This is a genomic window from Rhizobium ruizarguesonis (assembly GCF_012349115.1).
In the GTDB taxonomy this organism is placed as follows: Bacteria; Pseudomonadota; Alphaproteobacteria; order Rhizobiales; family Rhizobiaceae; genus Rhizobium; species Rhizobium ruizarguesonis.
The window spans coordinates 85112-101653 of sequence record NZ_PQIG01000013.1; the positions used below are offsets into that span (position 1 = coordinate 85112).

The 16542-nt window shown below is 62.8% G+C and carries 18 protein-coding genes; 1 reads left to right on the top strand and 17 read right to left on the bottom strand.

All coding sequences use genetic code 11. The annotated features are described in order from the left end of the window. Positions 1–13 precede the first annotated feature (13 nt). The 14 genes from phnN to phnG form a co-directional block, all read right to left on the bottom strand. The gene (gene phnN, locus C3Y91_RS02830) at positions 14–613 is read right to left on the bottom strand and encodes a phosphonate metabolism protein/1,5-bisphosphokinase (PRPP-forming) PhnN (protein WP_018070364.1); all 600 of its coding nucleotides are present in this window, start codon (positions 611–613) and stop codon (positions 14–16) included. Beyond that, positions 610–1749: an alpha-D-ribose 1-methylphosphonate 5-triphosphate diphosphatase gene (locus tag C3Y91_RS02835; RefSeq protein ID WP_130656734.1), complete on the bottom strand. Its 1140-nt coding sequence runs from the start codon at positions 1747–1749 to the stop codon at positions 610–612. The genes phnN and C3Y91_RS02835 overlap by 4 nt, the downstream gene beginning before the upstream one ends. Positions 1750–1762: 13 nt before the next feature. Next, the gene (locus C3Y91_RS02840; protein ID WP_018070362.1) at positions 1763–2458 is read right to left on the bottom strand and encodes a DUF1045 domain-containing protein; all 696 of its coding nucleotides are present in this window, start codon (positions 2456–2458) and stop codon (positions 1763–1765) included. 140 nt (positions 2459–2598) lie between these two features. After that, a complete protein-coding gene (gene phnE, locus C3Y91_RS02845; protein WP_168574951.1) occupies positions 2599–3942 on the bottom strand; it encodes a phosphonate ABC transporter, permease protein PhnE in 1344 nt (447 codons plus the stop codon). Between the two features lie 7 nt (positions 3943–3949). Beyond that, a complete protein-coding gene (gene phnE, locus C3Y91_RS02850) occupies positions 3950–4909 on the bottom strand; it encodes a phosphonate ABC transporter, permease protein PhnE (protein ID WP_018070360.1) in 960 nt (319 codons plus the stop codon). 171 nt (positions 4910–5080) lie between these two features. Continuing rightward, complete coding sequence (phnD, locus tag C3Y91_RS02855) at positions 5081–5986, bottom strand: phosphonate ABC transporter substrate-binding protein (RefSeq protein WP_168251657.1); 906 nt, start codon at positions 5984–5986, stop codon at positions 5081–5083. Between the two features lie 84 nt (positions 5987–6070). Then, complete coding sequence (phnC, locus tag C3Y91_RS02860; RefSeq protein WP_168574952.1) at positions 6071–6916, bottom strand: phosphonate ABC transporter ATP-binding protein; 846 nt, start codon at positions 6914–6916, stop codon at positions 6071–6073. Positions 6917–7033: 117 nt separating this feature from the next. After that, positions 7034–7651 carry a DapH/DapD/GlmU-related protein gene (locus tag C3Y91_RS02865; protein WP_018482168.1) on the bottom strand — a complete coding sequence of 206 codons (618 nt, stop codon included), beginning with the start codon at positions 7649–7651 and terminating at the stop codon, positions 7034–7036. Continuing rightward, positions 7648–8355, bottom strand: coding sequence for a phosphonate C-P lyase system protein PhnL (phnL, locus tag C3Y91_RS02870; RefSeq protein ID WP_168574953.1), 708 nt, complete (start codon positions 8353–8355; stop codon positions 7648–7650). The genes C3Y91_RS02865 and phnL overlap by 4 nt, the downstream gene beginning before the upstream one ends. Before the next feature lie 26 nt (positions 8356–8381). Then, a complete protein-coding gene (gene phnK / locus C3Y91_RS02875; protein ID WP_003544413.1) occupies positions 8382–9158 on the bottom strand; it encodes a phosphonate C-P lyase system protein PhnK in 777 nt (258 codons plus the stop codon). After that, positions 9155–10030, bottom strand: coding sequence for an alpha-D-ribose 1-methylphosphonate 5-phosphate C-P-lyase PhnJ (locus tag C3Y91_RS02880; RefSeq protein ID WP_003544415.1), 876 nt, complete (start codon positions 10028–10030; stop codon positions 9155–9157). Before C3Y91_RS02880 ends, phnK begins: the two co-directional genes overlap by 4 nt. Next, positions 10027–11133, bottom strand: coding sequence for a carbon-phosphorus lyase complex subunit (locus tag C3Y91_RS02885; protein ID WP_168574954.1), 1107 nt, complete (start codon positions 11131–11133; stop codon positions 10027–10029). Before C3Y91_RS02885 ends, C3Y91_RS02880 begins: the two co-directional genes overlap by 4 nt. 4 nt (positions 11134–11137) lie before the next feature. Beyond that, positions 11138–11746, bottom strand: a complete 609-nt coding sequence (phnH, locus tag C3Y91_RS02890; RefSeq protein ID WP_024323191.1) for a phosphonate C-P lyase system protein PhnH — start codon at positions 11744–11746, stop codon at positions 11138–11140. Beyond that, positions 11746–12222, bottom strand: a complete 477-nt coding sequence (phnG, locus tag C3Y91_RS02895) for a phosphonate C-P lyase system protein PhnG (protein ID WP_075225231.1) — start codon at positions 12220–12222, stop codon at positions 11746–11748. Before phnG ends, phnH begins: the two co-directional genes overlap by 1 nt. A 117-nt stretch (positions 12223–12339) precedes the next feature. Here phnG and phnF point away from each other — a divergent pair, with 117 nt between their 5' ends. After that, positions 12340–13077, top strand: a complete 738-nt coding sequence (gene phnF / locus C3Y91_RS02900; RefSeq protein ID WP_130676037.1) for a phosphonate metabolism transcriptional regulator PhnF — start codon at positions 12340–12342, stop codon at positions 13075–13077. 39 nt (positions 13078–13116) lie between these two features. Here phnF and C3Y91_RS02905 read toward each other — a convergent pair whose 3' ends face one another. Genes C3Y91_RS02905 through C3Y91_RS02915 form a run of 3 tightly spaced genes read right to left on the bottom strand, consistent with a single transcriptional unit; the run spans position 13117 to position 16401 of the window. Beyond that, complete coding sequence (locus C3Y91_RS02905) at positions 13117–13752, bottom strand: 2,3-bisphosphoglycerate-dependent phosphoglycerate mutase (RefSeq protein WP_130676038.1); 636 nt, start codon at positions 13750–13752, stop codon at positions 13117–13119. A gap of 21 nt (positions 13753–13773) precedes the next feature. Beyond that, entirely contained in the window at positions 13774–14598 is an 825-nt protein-coding gene (dapB, locus tag C3Y91_RS02910) for a 4-hydroxy-tetrahydrodipicolinate reductase (protein WP_168574955.1), read from the bottom strand. Positions 14599–14613: 15 nt separating this feature from the next. Next, positions 14614–16401 carry an ABC transporter ATP-binding protein gene (locus tag C3Y91_RS02915; RefSeq protein WP_018495758.1) on the bottom strand — a complete coding sequence of 596 codons (1788 nt, stop codon included), beginning with the start codon at positions 16399–16401 and terminating at the stop codon, positions 14614–14616. Between the last annotated feature and the right edge of the window lie 141 nt (positions 16402–16542).

Sequence of the window (16542 nt, forward strand, 5' to 3'; positions counted from 1 at the left end):
CCTCTCGATCCGTTCAGTGCGTCTTGGTCAGCAACCCGTTTAGGATCTCGATCATCTTCTGCTCGGCCTCTTCGAGCGAGCCGCTATTGTCGAGCTCCACCACGTCGTATTCGCCGCGCACCGTCAGCGGTCCGCGGGCAAGCCGGGCCATGATATCTTCATGCGTCTCGCGGCCGCGCGCCTCCAGCCGGCCGGCGAGCACTTCGGGGCGGGCGGTGACGTTGATGACTTTCAGACGCGGGAAGGCGGCCTGGAAGCGATGAAGCGCCGAGCGCGAGCCGTTGGCGACGACGACGTGGCCTTTCGACAGCGCTACCGAAACTTCGGCCGGAATGCCGTATTTCAGGCCGTGTGCTTCCCACCAGACGGCGAAGGAGCCTGATTGCTCCATGGCGGCAAAACCTTGGAGGGAGACGGAAAGATGATCTTCGCCGCCGGCGTCACGGTGACGGGTGATAACGCGGCGGACGAAATGCACATCGTCGCGGCCCTTGAAACGCCGGGCCGCGAGGTTCATCAGCGTGTCCTTGCCAGCGCCGCTCGGTCCGACGACGACGACCATGATGCCGCGCTCGGCTCCGGCTCCTGCGTGGGGTTCGTGCGACATCGTCATGCGACACGGCGTCCTTGGCGCCAGACCGAGCGTGTCACCGGCACGCCGTGCGAACGATGGACGCGAACGAGATCGGCGCGCAGTCCCGTTGCGATCCGGCCGCGATCATCGAGGCTGACGGTGCGGGCGGGTGTCGACGTCACCATGGCGATCGCCTTCGGCAGGCTGATGCTCTCGACCTCATCGGCGAGGATGAACGGCGCATGCAGTAGGCTGAGCGGCACGTAATCAGAGGAAAGCACATCGAGCACCCCCATTTCGGCAAGGTCGCGGGCGGCGATGTTGCCGGAATGGGATTTGCCGCGCACGATGTTCGGCGCGCCCATCAGCACGCTCATGCCATGTCCGTGCGATGCCCGGGCGGCGTCGAAGCTGGTCGGGAACTCGGCCAGGCGCACACCGTTGTCGATTGCCTCGTCGACATGCGAGAGCGTCGCATCGTCATGGCTTGCCACGGTGATGCCGCGCTCGGCGCAGACCTTGGCGATGGCGTTGCGGTGCGGCGTCGAATTGCGCGCCGATTCTGCCTGGCGCTTGGCGACGAAACGCGCAAAAGCCTCGTCGCTCAGGCCCCGCTTCTTCTGGTAGTAGAAGACATATTGATCCATCGTCTGGAACTGACGCTGGCCGGGTGCATGATCCATCAGCGAGACGAGCCGCACATGCCGGTCGTTTTCGAAGTCGGCGAAATGTTCGAGCACATTGTCGGCCGAGACCTCGCAGCGCAAATGGATGAGGTGCTCGGCACGCAGCCTGCCTTCCTTCTCCGCCGACTGGATGGCATCGGCCATCTCGCGCATCTCGCCATGTTCGAAGCCGCCGTCCTCGTCCGCACCCATGCGCAGGCAGTCGAACACAGTGGTAATGCCTGAGGTGACGATCTGGGCGTCATGCGCCTGGATGGCGGCGGTCTTGTTCCAGCGAATGCCGGGGCGCGGCTGATAATGGCCTTCGAGATGATCGGTGTGCAGTTCGACAAGGCCTGGGATGACGTAGTCGCCTTCGAAATCTTCGCCGGCTACCGAGTTACCCCCGGAGATGTCGGCGATCTTCCCGTCGCGGATGAGGATCGAGCCTAAGAGGATGTCATCCTCGAGAACGATGCGGGCGTTGGAAAACACGGTCTCTTTGCTCATGTCGTCAAGTCTTTCAGCTTTTGGCGCCGGCAAGCGGCAGCCAGGAATGAATTTTGAACGGGGCACCGCGCGTCTCCTCGATGAAGACGGCAAGGCCGGAAATCGAAAGCGGTCGGCCGGTGAAATCGGCAAAACGCTCGGTCAGGATCGCTTTCATTACCTGAGCACGTGTCTCGGGCACCTGGCCGCTCAGCGTCATGTGAAAGCCGAAATCCTCCATGACGTAAGGATAACCCCAGCGCTGCAGATGGGTGCGCTGGCTGTCGCTGAGCTTCTCCGGGTTGCGCCGCGCCATATCGGCCTCGGAAAGCGCTGCCCGGAACGGTTCGAACGACCTTACCACCTTCGCGGCGAAATCCTGAAGAGGTTGATGAAGAGAACCGGGAACGAGAGCAAAAAAACGGCCGAGCTGGCCGAGCACGAGTTCAGGAATCTCGAAGGCTTGCGTGCGCTGGGCAAAATCCTCGGCGACGGCCATGAGATCTTTCTCGGTGACCGAGGAGGCGAGCGAAAAAGGCGCCTTGATCGTGGCGTGAAAGCCGTAGCGGCGGGGGTCGGCGGTCAGCTCGAATTGCTCTGCCGCACCCAGTTGCGCATATTCCGGTGCCGGATAGGTCTCGCCGGTGAAAGCATTGCGACCGAGCCAGAGCGAGGCCGCGCCGGTCAGGGGATCATCCTTCGGCGGCGAGAAATAGAGAGCGTAGCGCAAGGCTTTTATCCTGGAGATCGTCCAAACGGGGAGGGCACTGTGCAGTGATTTGGCGGCGAACCGCAAGCAGGTTCCCGGCTAAAAGATTTCCGTGACAGAATGATGATGACGTCGCGCCGCCACCGCCTTTGATCGATGGATCAGTGGGTTTTCGTGCCCATCAGCCGGTGGCGCAACGCGTTCGAGGCGGTGTCGAATATGAAGACGACGATCAGGATCAGAATGACCATGTAGGCGACGTTTTCCCAATTGGCGTTGGTGCGCATGGCCTCCCACAGTTTCAGGCCGATGCCGCCGGCGCCGACGGCGCCGATAATGGTCGCGCCGCGCACGTTCGATTCCCATTGGTAGAGCGTCTGGCTGACGAAGACGGGAACGATCTGCGGCATAATGCCATAACGATGAACGAGCACGGTCTGAGCGCCTGTTGATTTGATGCCTTCGCGCGGCTTGTTGTCGATATTCTCGAGGCCTTCCGAATAGAGTTTGCCGAGCGTGCCGGTCTCGGTGAGGAAGATCGCACCGCTGCCGGCAAGCGGGCCCGGGCCGAAGGCGCGTGTCAGGAACAGCGCCCAGATCAGCATATCGACTGAACGCAGGAAATCGAAGAAGCGCTTCAGGATCTGATTCAGCAGGCGGTTCGGCGTGATGTTGCGCGCTGCCAGGAAGGCGAGCGGGAACGCGGTAAGCGCGCCGAGCAGCGTTCCGAGGAACGCCATGACGATCGTCTGGAAAAGCTTGGTCCAGACGTCGCCGTGCTGCCATTCGCTGTTGTTCCAGATGTCGTCGAAGGCGAGCGACAGATTGGATTGGTCGGGCTTGATGCGCGGGCCGGAGACGATGAGGCTGACGACCTCGCCGACCGGCTTGTCGAAGAAGGACGATTGCGTGTCGAAGACGAAATTCGCCCAGCCGATGAAACGTTTGCGAATCTTCACCCGGTCGACTGATATGCTGACATTGCCGGCAAAGCCGAGATCGGCCAGCACGTTGTCATCATAGACCGTCATCCAGCCGGGTACCGGTCCGACGACTTTCGGCGCACCGCCGAAAACGTCCACCGGGACGCTGACGCCATACGCGGTGACGATCGTCTCGCTCTTCGAGACGGTGACGGTGCGGCTGGTGCCGCTGATCGAAACGGTGATGCTGCCGTCGGGGTTGTTGACCAGCCAGTCCGGATTCGGATTGTCGCCGAGCGGCGAGAAACGCGGATAACGGATGTCGATCGAGCCGTCATCCCCAATGCGGAATTCCGGCTGAACGTCGTAGCTCACCCATTGGCTGAGATAGATGCCGACGCGCTCCCAATGGGCTTCGGCGAAGAGCTTGGGCAGATCGAAGAACCAGGCGGCATAGAGGCTGTAGAGCAGCGTCGCGATGAGGATCATCAGCCCGCCGAAACGCTGGCGGAACGACTGGTGGAAATATTCCGGATAGCGCGTTTCTATCTCGTGCATACGGTTTGCGTCGATCACCGTCATGGCGGCCTCAATGTTGCAGAAGGAAGGCGTGCTCGCCGACCAGGCGGCGGCGCAGCCATGCGGAGAACTGGTCGACGGCGACGATCGTCACGAACAGCAGAAGAACGAGCGCCACCGTCTTGGCGCCGAAGCCGCGCGAGATCGAAAGTTTCAGCTCCTCGCCGATGCCGCCGCCGCCGACGGCGCCGATAATGGTCGAGGCGCGCACGTTGATCTCAAGGCGCAGCAGCGCATAGGAGGTGAAATTCGGCAGCACTTGCGGCAGGGCGGCAAAGCGGACGCGCTCCCACCAGTTGGCGCCGACGGCTTTCATGCCCTCATGCGGCTTCATGTCGATATTCTCGGCCACTTCGTAGAAGAGTTTGCCGAGCGCGCCGATCGTGTGCAGGGTGATGGCGATGATGGCGGCGACCGGCCCGATCGACAGGATCGCCGAAAACAGCCCGGCAATGACGATTTCCGGGAAGGCGCGCAGGAATTCCATCAGCCGCTTGGTGAAGATGCGCAACGGCCATGAATTCGTCAGGTTGCGCGCGGCAAAGAAGCTCAAGGGGACGGCAAAGACGAAGGCGATGATCGTCGAGATCAGCGCCACGTTGATCGTGACGATCATCAGCTCGAAATATTCGGGAATGTAGAAGGCGCCCCAGACATAGACGCGTCCCCTGTCGAAATTGAATTCCTCGCCGCCCTTGTCGTTGACGCTCGCTATGTCGAACAGCGCGCGCCAGACGTCGTGCCAATCCTTGGGGATGAGCCAGCTCAGGAAGTCGAAGAGATGCGGCAGGCGGTCGAAGAAATGGCCGGCATTGCTCTCATCGGCGAAGCGGACGGAGCTGACAAAAGCCGCAATCAGGATAACCAGGCCGAGAACGGTATAGAAGCGGCGCTTGGCCACCATCCGGTCCCAGGCGGTGCCGATCTCCTGCGTGCTCTGCATGTGCGGCTGTGTATCGGCAATAGTCATCAACGCCTCGCCTACTTCATAATTCTATCCTCAAATCGGAATCGATTTGAGGATAGAATTATGCAGCAATTCAAAGTGCTACAGCATCCTTTGCGCGTCTAAGACGCGCGGCGCTGTAGTCAAAAGATAGAGGGCGGCCGTCGCTGGCCGCCCTCATTCGAAACGGCTCGATCAGCCGCCGATGGCAGCTTTGCGGACTTCAACGACGGTGTTGTAGAAGTCGTGCTTGACGGGCGAGTAGCCCTTGTAATCGCCGCCTTCGATAGCCGCGAAGCACTTGTGATCCTTTTCCGGCAGAGCCGTGAAGAAGGCTGTAAGCTTCGTCTTCCATTCTTCGCCGAGAGCGTTGCGAACGACGAGCGGGCCGTTCGGAATCAGCGGCGAACGCCAGACTTCGACCAGCTTGTTCGGATCGACGGCGCCCTTGTCGACTTCCTTGCGGAAGGTGCCGGAGGTGTAGCCGTCCTTGAAATCGCCGATGCCCGAGCTATCGTCGACGGCGACGTCGACCTTACCGTCATAGGCGGCAAGAAGGTTGTTCTCGTGGCCGCCGTTGAACTGGGTCGAAGCGAAGAACTTGTCGTTCGGCATGCCCGTGTCCTTCGGGATCTGCGTCAGCGGAACGAGGTAGCCGGAGGTGGAATCCGGGTCGGCGTAGCCGAGCTTCTTGCCCTTGGCGTCCTGGATGGTCTTGATGCCCGATGATTTCAGAGCGAGGCCGATCGAGTGGTAACCCGTCGAGCCGTCCTTCTGCTGCGTCGTCAGGATCGGCGTCACAGCCTTCGGATCCTTGATGTAGACGGCTGCGTAGCCGGAAGCGCCGAGTTCGGCGAAGTCGAGCGTGCCGCCGAGCAGACCCTGGATCACGCCGTCATAGTCGGCGGCCGGGAAGAGCGAAACCTTCTCGAAGCCGAATTCCTTCTTCAGGTGGTCGGCGAGACAGGCGTAGTTACGCAGGCGGTCGGTTTCGTTTTCGCCGCCGAGGATGCCGATGCGGAATTCCTTGAGGTCTGCAGCATGGGTAGCGCCGGCAAGCGCGAAGAGCGCCGTTGCCGCAAAGAGTGCTTTCTTCAACATGTTCTCTCCTATTGACCGGTGTCCCCGGTCTTCCCGTTACAAAGAAGTGTGCCCTTGACGCGGGCGCTCGATCGCGGCTGCCTCTCAGAGGCCGGCCAGCGCCAGCGGTTGGGTGCCGGCGGATTGATTGTCTGCCCGCTCGGGGGCGATATTGATCGATGTCGAGGTCACCGTTTCGTCGATGCCGGCGCCGTCCTTGTCCGTCCCGTAGATTTCCTTCACCGCTTCGGCGGTCAGCTCCGAGGGCTTGCCGTCGAAGACGACGCGGCCGCCGGCCATGCCGACGATGCGCTCACAATAGTTGCGGGCGGTGTCGAGCGTGTGAAGGTTGGTGATGACGGTGATGCCCTCGCGCTCGTTGATGTCGCGCAGCGCTTCCATGACGATCTTGGCGTTCAGCGGATCGAGAGAGGCGATCGGCTCGTCGGCAAGAACCATCTTCGGGTTCTGCATCAGCGCGCGGGCGATCGCCACGCGCTGCTGCTGGCCGCCGGAAAGCGTGCCGGCCGCCTGCAGCGCCGTCTGCTCGATGCCGAGGCGTTCGAGTGCCGCGATGGCATGCACGCGTTCCTCGCGGGTGAAGATGTTGAGGAGGCTCATAAGCGTCGAGCGATGATTGAGGCGGCCAAGCATGACATTGGTGAGAACGTCGAGGCGCGGCACCAGGTTGAACTGCTGGAAGATCATCGCGCAGTCGCGCTGCCAGTTGCGCAACGCCTGGCCGCGAAGCCCGGAGACCTCGACGCCGGCGAAATGAACGGAGCCGGAGCTCGGCTCCTGAAGGCGGTTGATCATGCGCAGCAGCGTCGACTTGCCGGCGCCGGAGCGGCCGATGATGCCGACCATCTGGCCCTGCGGAATGGCGAGCGTGACGGAATCGACAGCGAGCTTTTTTCCGAAACGACGTGTGACATTCTTCAGCTCGAACATCATGCTCTTCCCTTGCGATCCAGGCCTTGATCAGCATCGCATTAGTCCCGCTTGATGAACCTCGCATGTCATATTTGTGTAAGTCCTGTCACAATTCTCCGCCCCCATATCGGGAGTTTAACCGCCGTAGCGGGACAGGAAATCTTCCGCGTCAAGGTTGCGGAAATCCTGGAGCGCCTGGCGCAGCCGGTCGTGTTCCCAGTCCCACCAGGAAAGCCTGTCCATCCGTTCGCCGACCTCTCTTGGAAAGCGCTCGCGGATGAGTTTGGCCGGCACGCCGCCGACGATCGCATAGGGCGCGACGTCTTTCGATACGACGGCGCCGGCTCCGATCACCGCGCCGTTGCCGACGCTAACGCCCGGCAGGATGGTCGCTCCGTGGCCGATCCAGACATCGTTGCCGATCGTCACCCGGTTTGCGCGCCGCCAGGCGAAGAAGTCCGTCTCCATGTCGCCGTCCGGCCAGTAGTCGGCGGCGCGATAGGTGAAATGATGCAGTGTCGCGCGCCAGGTCGGATGGTTGGTGGCGTTGATGCGCACGGCGGCGGCGATATTGACGAACTTGCCGATCGTCGCACACCAGACGGAGCCATCCTGCATGATGTAGGAATAGTCGCCGAACGCGGCCTCGCTGATGCGGCAGCGTTCCGAGACCTCCGTATAGCGCCCGAAGGTGGAATCGCTGACGGATGCCGTCTCATGAAAATAGGGCTCGATACCCAGCTTGCGGCTCATGCAGCGATCTTTCTGGGTGAGAACTGCTGGACGTCGAGGATGCGGTCGGCGACGGCTTCGCGCACTTCCTCGTCGTGGAAGATGCCGAGAAGGGCCACACCCGCCTTCTTCTTTTCCGCGATCATGCCGACGACGACCGCACGGTTCCTGGCATCGAGCGAGGCTGTGGGTTCGTCGAGAAGCAGGATCGTATGCTCGGTGATGAAGCCGCGCGCGATGTTGACGCGTTGCTGCTCGCCGCCGGAGAAGGTGGCGGGCGGCAGCTGCCAGAGCGTTTCCGGCAGATTGAGCCTGGCAAGCAAGGCGCCCGCCTTTTCCCGTGCCGTGGCGGCGTCCTCGCCGCGTGCCACCAGTGGTTCGGCAACCACATCGATCGCCGCGACGCGCGGCACGGTGCGCAGGAACTGGCTGACATAGCCAAGCGTATTGCGGCGGACGTTGAGCACGGTGCGCGGATCGGTGGAGGCGAGATCGACGATGCGTCCGTCGTGGCGGATGAGGATCTGGCCGGTGTCGACGGCATAATTGCCGTAGATCATCTTGAGCAGCGAGCTCTTTCCGATGCCCGACGGGCCACCGAGCACGACGCATTCGCCCGATGCGACCGAGAAGGCGACATCGGAGACGACGGGCAACTTGAGGCCGTCGCGCAGATGCATGGTGAAGCTCTTCGAGACTTCGGAAACGACGAGAGGCGTTGCCATGATTTCTTCTTCCTTGGTTTTGGGCCTCAGACTTGCAGGATCGAGGAGACGAGCAGCTGCGTATAGGGTTCGCGCGGGTCGTCGAGCACGCGGTCGGTGAGCCCGTGTTCGATGACGTAACCGTCCTTCATCACCATCATCCGGTGCGAGAGCAGGCGGGCGACGGCGAGATCGTGGGTGACGATGATGGCCGAGAGGCCGAGATCGTTGACGAGGCCGCGCACGAGGTCGAGCAGGCGCGCCTGCACCGAGACGTCGAGGCCGCCGGTCGGCTCGTCCATGAAGACGAGCCGCGGGCCGGTGACGAGGTTGCGGGCGATCTGCAGGCGCTGGCGCATGCCGCCGGAAAAGGCGCGCGGCTGGTCGTCGATGCGGTCGGCGTCGATCTCGACGCGTTCGAGCCAGTCGATCGCCGACGCGCGGATCTTGCCGTAGTGCCGGTCGCCGATCGCCATCAGCCGTTCGCCGACATTGGCGCCGGCTGAGACCGTCATGCGCAGGCCATCGGCCGGGTTCTGGTGCACGAAGCCCCAATCGGTGCGCATCAGGAAGCGCCGCTCGGCCTCGTTCATACGATAGAGGTCGCGGTAGCTGCCGTCGCGCATGTGATATTCGACGCTGCCCGTGCTCGGCAGCAGCCGGGTGGAAAGGCAGTTGAGCAACGTCGTCTTGCCGGAGCCGGATTCACCGACGATGGCGAGCACTTCGCCGGGCCAGAGCTCGAAGGAGACGTCGCGGCAGCCGATGCGGTTGCCGTAGAATTTCGAAACGTCATGGACTTTGAGAAGCGGAGTATCGCTCATTCTGCAGCCTCCCGGGCCAGCATCTCGCCGGCATGTCCGTGCGCGCGGCGGTCTTCGCAATGATCGGTATCGGAGCAGACGAACATCCGCCCGCCCTTGTCGTCGAGAACCACCTCGTCGAGGTAGACATCCTCCGCACCGCAAAGGGCGCAGGGCTTGTCGAAGCGCTGGATATCGAAGGGATAATCTTCGAAATCCAGGCTGACGACGTCGGTATAGGGCGGAACCGCATAGATGCGCTTCTCGCGTCCGGCGCCGAAGAGCTGCAGCGCGTCCGACATATGCATCTTCGGATTGTCGAATTTCGGCGTCGGCGACGGGTCCATGACATAGCGGCCGTGGACCTTCACCGGATAGGCGTATGTCCGCGAAATGCGGCCGTTATGGGCGATATCCTCATAGAGCTTCACGTGCATGAGGCCGTATTCTTCGAGCGCGTGCATCTTGCGGGTCTCGGTCTCGCGCGGCTCGAGGAAGCGCAGCGGCTCGGGGATCGGCACCTGGTAGACGAGCACCTGCCCGACCCCAAGCTTTTCTTCGGGAATGCGGTGGCGCGTCTGGATGATGGTCGCATCCTTGGTATGCGTCGTCACCGCGACATTGGCGACCTTCTGGAAGAAGGCGCGGATGGAAACGGCGTTGGTCGTGTCGTCGGCGCCCTGGTCGATGACCTTCAGCACGTCGTCCGGTCCGATGATCGAGGCCGTCACCTGCACGCCGCCGGTGCCCCAGCCATAGGGCATCGGCATTTCGCGCGAGGCGAAGGGCACCTGGTAACCGGGGATGGCGATCGCCTTCAGGATGGCGCGGCGGATCATCCGCTTGGTCTGTTCGTCGAGATAGGCGAAGTTGTAGCTGGCCAGATCGGTCATTCGGCGGCTTCCTTCATGTCTTCGCCACCGTTGCGGGCGGCTTCGAATTCGCGGCGCATGCGGCGGACGAGATCGAGTTCGGCCTGGAAGTCCACATAATGCGGAAGCTTCAGGTGCTCGACGAAGCCCGTCGCTTGGACATTGTCGGAGTGCGAGATGACGAATTCCTCATCCTGTGCCGGCGCGGTGATATCCTCGCCGAGCTCTTCGGCGCGAAGCGCCCGGTCGACCAGCGACATCGCCATCGCCTTGCGCTCGCTCTGGCCGAAGACCAGGCCGTAGCCGCGGGTGAATTGCGGCGGCGCCTTGGCCGAACCCTTGAACTGGTTGACCATCTGGCATTCGGTGATCTGGATCGTGCCGAGCGAGACGGCGAAACCGAGTTCCGGCACGTCGAATTCCACCTCGACGTCGCCGATGCGGATTTCACCAGTGAAGGGGTGGTTGCGGCCGTAGCCGCGCTGGGTGGAATAACCCAGCGCCAGCAGGAAGCCCTCGTCGCCGCGGGCAAGCGCCTGCAGGCGCAGATCCCGGGTCATCGGAAATTCCATCGGCTCGCGGGTCAGGTCGCCGATCTCGTGATCTTCCGGCATGTCGCCGTCGGCCTCGATCAGACCTTCCTCGCCGAGGATCTCCGAGACGCGCATGACGCGGCTGGTCTCGGCGGCGCGCTGAGCGGGCGTCTCCACCGCTTCGTCCGAAAGCAGCGAGGGATCGAGCAGGCGGTGGGTATAGTCGAAGGTAGGCCCAAGAAGCTGGCCGCCCGGCAGATCCTTGTAGGTCGCCGAGATGCGGCGTTCGATCGTCATATCAGCTGTGTCGAGCGGCTTCGAATAGCCGAAACGCGGCAGCGTTGTGCGGTAGGCACGCAGCAGGAAGATCGCCTCGATCATGTCACCGCGCGATTGGCGGATGGCGAGTGCTGCGAGCGTGCGGTCGAAAAGCGAAGCCTCGGCCATGACGCGGTCGACGGCGAGCGCCAGCTGCGCCACGATCTGTTCGATGCCGATCGCCGGTAGCGAACGGTCGCCGCGGCGGCGGTCGGCGAGCAGGCGGTGGGCATTGGCGATGGCAGCCTCGCCACCCTTGACGGCAACATACATGAGCTCAGATCTCCGTTGCTGTGATCTTGGTGGTGCGCGGCAGGCAGAGGAAACGCCTGCCCGATGTCAGCACGATGTCGACGCCGCGCGGAAAGAGCGCACGGTTCTCGGTCCAGAGCCGCAGGAAGGTCTCCGGCAGGCCGATAGGCGCGATCTCCGTCACGCTCTGGATGCCGGGACCCATCAGCGCCAGCCTGCGGCCACCCTCGAGTTCGGCGAGCTCAATGATGAGGGTCGTCGAGCGATCGGGATATTCCTGCGTGCCTGATGCAAAGAGGCCGAAGGAGGAAAGCGCGGTGCCGGCCTCGGTGAAGGCAAAGCGCGCCTCGGCCTTTTCGGTCGTCAGCGGCGCGCCGGTATGGAAGCCGAGCCACTCCGGCACGGCGGATCTCGCCAGTCCCTGGGAAAGCCAGACGGGCGTGTCGTGGTCGCAAAGCGTCAGCGCGATCGTGCCGGCGGCGATGCCGAGCGGTGCCGGCGGAGCGACGTCGGGCTGAACGGTCTGGATCGTGCCGGGGCGGGCCATGCCGTCCATCAGCATCTTGAAGACGCTTTGGGCATGGAAGACCGGGACGGCAAAGCCGCCGGTCAAAGCTTCTGTCTTCAGGCCCATCAGTTGTCTCCCCGCACCATGGTGAAGAAATCGACGCGGGTTGCCGCCGTCTCGTCCGCCTTGCGGCGTTCGGCATCGGCGATCCGTTCGGCAATCGGTAAAAGCAGTGCTTGTTCGACGAAATCCTTCGTCGCATCCTCCTGCCAAAGCGCGTCGAAGATCGCCGCAAGCCTGGCCTTCTCGCGGTCGGTGCCGAGCGCCTGTGCATGGCCGACCGAGCCGGTGTCGAGCCGGACCGTCGCCCGCGTCACGGTCACTTCGCCAAGATTGAAGGGAGCGCCGCCGCCGCCGATGCGTCCGCGTACCATTACCAGCCCGGTCTCCGGTCCGCGCACCTGATGGGCCACAGGCTTTTGCGGCAGCGCATCGAAGACCGCCAAGAGTTCGCTGCGCTCCGCGCGCGCCAGCAGATCGGCGGCGCGTTTGCGCCCGGATGCCGTCTGTGACGCAGCGTCTGTCCTGTCCGCTGATATCATCGCCGCTTCCCTTAAAATGTCTATTGATATAGACAACCATACAAGATATATTTAGCTCTAAATCGATGTCGTGACAAGCGTGTGACATCGTGAGTTAAATGGGCGGGCAGGGGCGGAATGTCGGGATTGAAGCAGGTGCAAAGGCAAACCGGCGTGGCGCTCTGGCGCCAGATCGCCGATCGGATTCGCGAGGCGATCAGCAACGGAGCCTATGACGAAACGGGAATGGTGCCGCCGGAAACCATGCTGGCGGTGCAATTCGGCGTCAACCGGCATACGGTGCGCAGCGCGCTGGCGGCGCTGGCGCAGGAGGGGATCGTCCGTGCGGTACAAGGTCGCGGCACGCTGATCGAGCGCAAGGAGCGGCTGAATTTCCCGATCACCAGGCGCACGCGTTTCACCGCCGGCATTGGCGATCAGGCGCGTGAGATGCGCGGCCTTCTGCTCGATGAGGCGAAGGAGGAGGCGAGTGCCGAGATCGCCCGCTGGCTGGGCCTGAAGCAGGGAGATCAGGTGATCCGCCTGGAAACATTGCGCCAGGCAGACAAGCGGCCGGTTTCAAGGGCGACGAGCTGGTTTCCCGCCAAGCGCTTTGCCGGTATCGGTGCGGCTTACCGGACGGAAGAATCGATCACCAAGGCTTTCGCCGAACTCGGCCTGCCGGATTATGTCCGGGCGACGACCGAGGTAACGGCCGCCCATGCGAGTGCAGCCGATATGGCCGACCTCGAACTCACTCCCGGTGCCATCCTGCTGATCGCCAAGGCGATGAATACCGATCTTGAGGGTGTGCCGGTGCAATATTCGATCAGCCGCTTCGCGGCCGACCGGGTGCAGTTCACCATCGAGAACTGAGTGTCTTTCCCCGCCGTAGCGGGGAAAGAGCAGCTGAGATCAATGTGCGCCCGACATATCGCCGAGCACTTCCTTGGAAGCGACGGTGGAATCCGCCTTCAGCGTGTAGACCATCGGCACGCCGGTCGCGAGATTGAGGGCGAGCACGCCTTCGCGGGTGAGCTTGTCGAGCACCATCACCAGCGAGCGCAGCGAATTGCCGTGCGCGGCAACCAGCACCTTCTCGCCTCTGAGCACACGCGGCAGGATTTCGGTGAGGTAGTAGGGCCAGACGCGGGCGCCGGTGTCGCGCAGGCTTTCACCGCCGGGAGGCGGCACATCATAGGAGCGGCGCCAGATATGGACCTGTTCCTCGCCCCATTTGGCGCGCGCATCGTCCTTGTTGAGGCCGGAGAGGTCGCCGTAGTCGCGCTCGTTCAGCGCCTGGTCGCGGATCGTCTGGAGATCGGGCTGGCCGACCTTGTCGAGGATGAGCTTCAGCGTGTGCTGCGCACGAACCAGCACGGAGGTGTAGGCGACGTCGAATTTGATTCCGTATTCGGCGAGCGCCGCCCCGCCTGCGTTGGCTTCCTGGACGCCGAGCTCGGTCAGATCGGGATCCTTCCAGCCGGTGAAGAGATTCTTCAGGTTCCAGTCGCTCTGGCCGTGGCGAACGAGGACGAGGGTACCGCTCATGAATATGCCTCCGTAGTATCGTTATGAGGAAGAAAGCCCGAGCACGTCGAGCATGGAATAGAGACCCGGCTTCTTGTCGCGCGCCCAAAGGGCCGCCTTGATGGCGCCACGCGCAAAGATCGAGCGGTCGGCCGCACTGTGCGACAAGGTGACGATTTCACCTTCTCCGGCGAAAAGCACGGAATGTTCGCCGATGACGGAGCCGCCGCGCAGCGTCGCAAAGCCGATAGTGCCCGCTTCGCGGGCGCCGGTATGGCCGTCGCGCACCCGGACGGATTTCGTGGCAAGATCGATGCCGCGCCCCTTTGCCGCGGCCTCGCCGAAAAGAAGGGCGGTGCCGGAAGGCGCATCCACCTTGTGCTTGTGGTGCATTTCCAGGATCTCGATATCCCAGTCATCAGGATCAAGCGCACGCGCTGCTTGCTCGGCGAGCACACTGAGCAGATTGACCCCGAGGCTCATATTGCCTGACTTGACGATGCGGGCATGGCGGGCCGCCGCGGCGATCCTGGCATTGTCGTCGTCCGAACAGCCGGTCGTACCGACGATATGGACGATGCGGGCCTGCGCGGCGAGACCTGAGAATTCCACTGTTGCAGCAGGCGAGGTGAAGTCGAGCACGCCTTCGGCATCGAGAAAGGCGTTGAGCGGATCGTCGCCGATAGTGACACCGGTCGGACCGAGACCGGCGATCTCGCCGGCATCCTTGCCGACGAAGGGCGAGCCGGCGCGCTCGACCGCGGCATGCAGCGTGACACCTTCGATGGAATGGATGAGCCGGATCAGCGTCTGCCCCATGCGTCCGGCTGCGCCAACTACCACCAGTTTCATCGCAGCATCGCTCATGTCAGTCTCGCCAGGTCAGTTTGAATCGGAGGCCGAAGGCCTCTGCAGGTTGTTGAGGCGAGCGTAAAGACCGTCGCTGACCTTCGCAAGCGTCTCGTGATTGCCTTCCTCGACGACACGGCCCTGCTGCATGACGACGATCTTGTCGGCGCGCACCACGGTCGAGAGCCGGTGGGCGATGACGACGACGGTGCGTCCGCTCATCGCTTCGTCGAGCGCCTTCTGCACGGCGGCCTCGGATTCGGTGTCGAGGGCCGAGGTCGCCTCGTCGAGAAGCAGGATCGGCGCATTGCGCACCAGGGCGCGCGCGATCGATAGCCGCTGGCGCTGGCCGCCCGAAAGCGTCACGCCGTTTTCGCCGACCGGCGTCTCGTAACCTTGCGGCTGGGCTGAAATGAAATCATGCGCATAGGCAAGCCGCGCCGCCTCTTCCACCTCGGCATCGGTCGCTTCCGGCCGGCCATAGCGGATATTGTCGCGGATCGTACCCTCGAACAGATAGGGCTGCTGCGAGACATAGGCGAGCTGCTGGCGCAGCGACTTCTTGGTGATGTGGGCGATATCCTGTCCGTCGATCAGGATTTCGCCCTCGCGCGGATCGTAAAAACGCGGAATGAGGCTGATGACGGTGGATTTACCGGCGCCGGAAGGGCCGACCAGTGCTGTGGTCGCGCCGCCCTCGGCGATGAAACTGACGCCGCTGAGTACGCTCTCATTGCCGTAGGCGAAGGAAACATTGCGGAATTCGATCCTTGCCTGCGTCACCGTCAGCGGCCGGGCATCCGGCAGGTCGCGCTGGCGCGGTTCCATGTCGAGCAGTTCATAGATCATCCGCGCATTGACGACGGCGCGCTCCATCTGCACCTGCAGGCGGGCAAGCCGGCGGGCCGGGTCATAGGCAAGCAGCAGCGCCGTGACGAAGGAGAAGAAGGCGCCGGGTGGCACATTGAAATAGATCGAGCGGTAGGCGGCATAGGCAAGCACGCTGGCGACGGCAAAACCCGCGAAACTTTCCGTCAGAGGAGAGGTGCGCTCGGAAAGTCGGGCAATCCGGTTGGCCCGGCTTTCGGCGCCTTTGATGAGCTTGTTGACCTTGCGCTCCAGCTCTTCTTCCATCGTGAAGGCTTTCACGATGGCGATGCCCTGGATCGTCTCCTGCATGGCGCCGAGAACGTGGCTGTTCAGATGCACGGCCTCGCGAGTCGCCGAGCGCAGCCGCTTCGAAACATAGCGCAGCGCATAAAGCAGCGGCGGGGCCATGATGAACACGGCAAGGCTGAGCAACGGATCCTGAAGGATCATCACGGCGAGCAGCGAAACGAAAGTCAGCAGGTCGCGCACTGTCGAGGTGATCGTCAGGTTGAGCACGTCGCGAATGCCGCTGACATTCTGGCTCACCTGCGCGGCGATATGGGCAGAGCGCGCCTCGCTGAAGAAGCCGACCGAAAGCGTCATCAGATGCGCATAGAGCCGGCGCTGGTAGCGGGCGACGATATCGTTGCCGACCTTGGAAAGCGCCACCGCCTGGCCATAGCTCGCAAAACCGCGCAGCACGAAGGCGATAAAGATCGAAAGACAGATGATCCAGACGACGTCGGCGCGCCGATTGGCGAAGGCCTCGTCGATGATCGCCCGCATGATCCAGGCGGTGAACGCCGTCGAAAGCGCCACCACGATGAGGCAGGCGATCGCAAAGACATAGCCCCACAGATGATCGCGGCCGTTTTCAGCGATGATTCGCTTCAGGATGCCGGTTACGGTATCGCTGCTGACGCCCTGCGTTCTGCTTTCCGCCGCTTCCAAATAGGATTTCCTGTCTCGGACCAAGCGCCCCGCGATGACGACGCGCACTTTTGCCGGGGTCTATAAAGAGTTGGGACTGGTTTGGCTAGAGCGCCGCGCGTCCGCCAGGACGCGCCAAGAACGCTGTATTTCTTTGCGCGC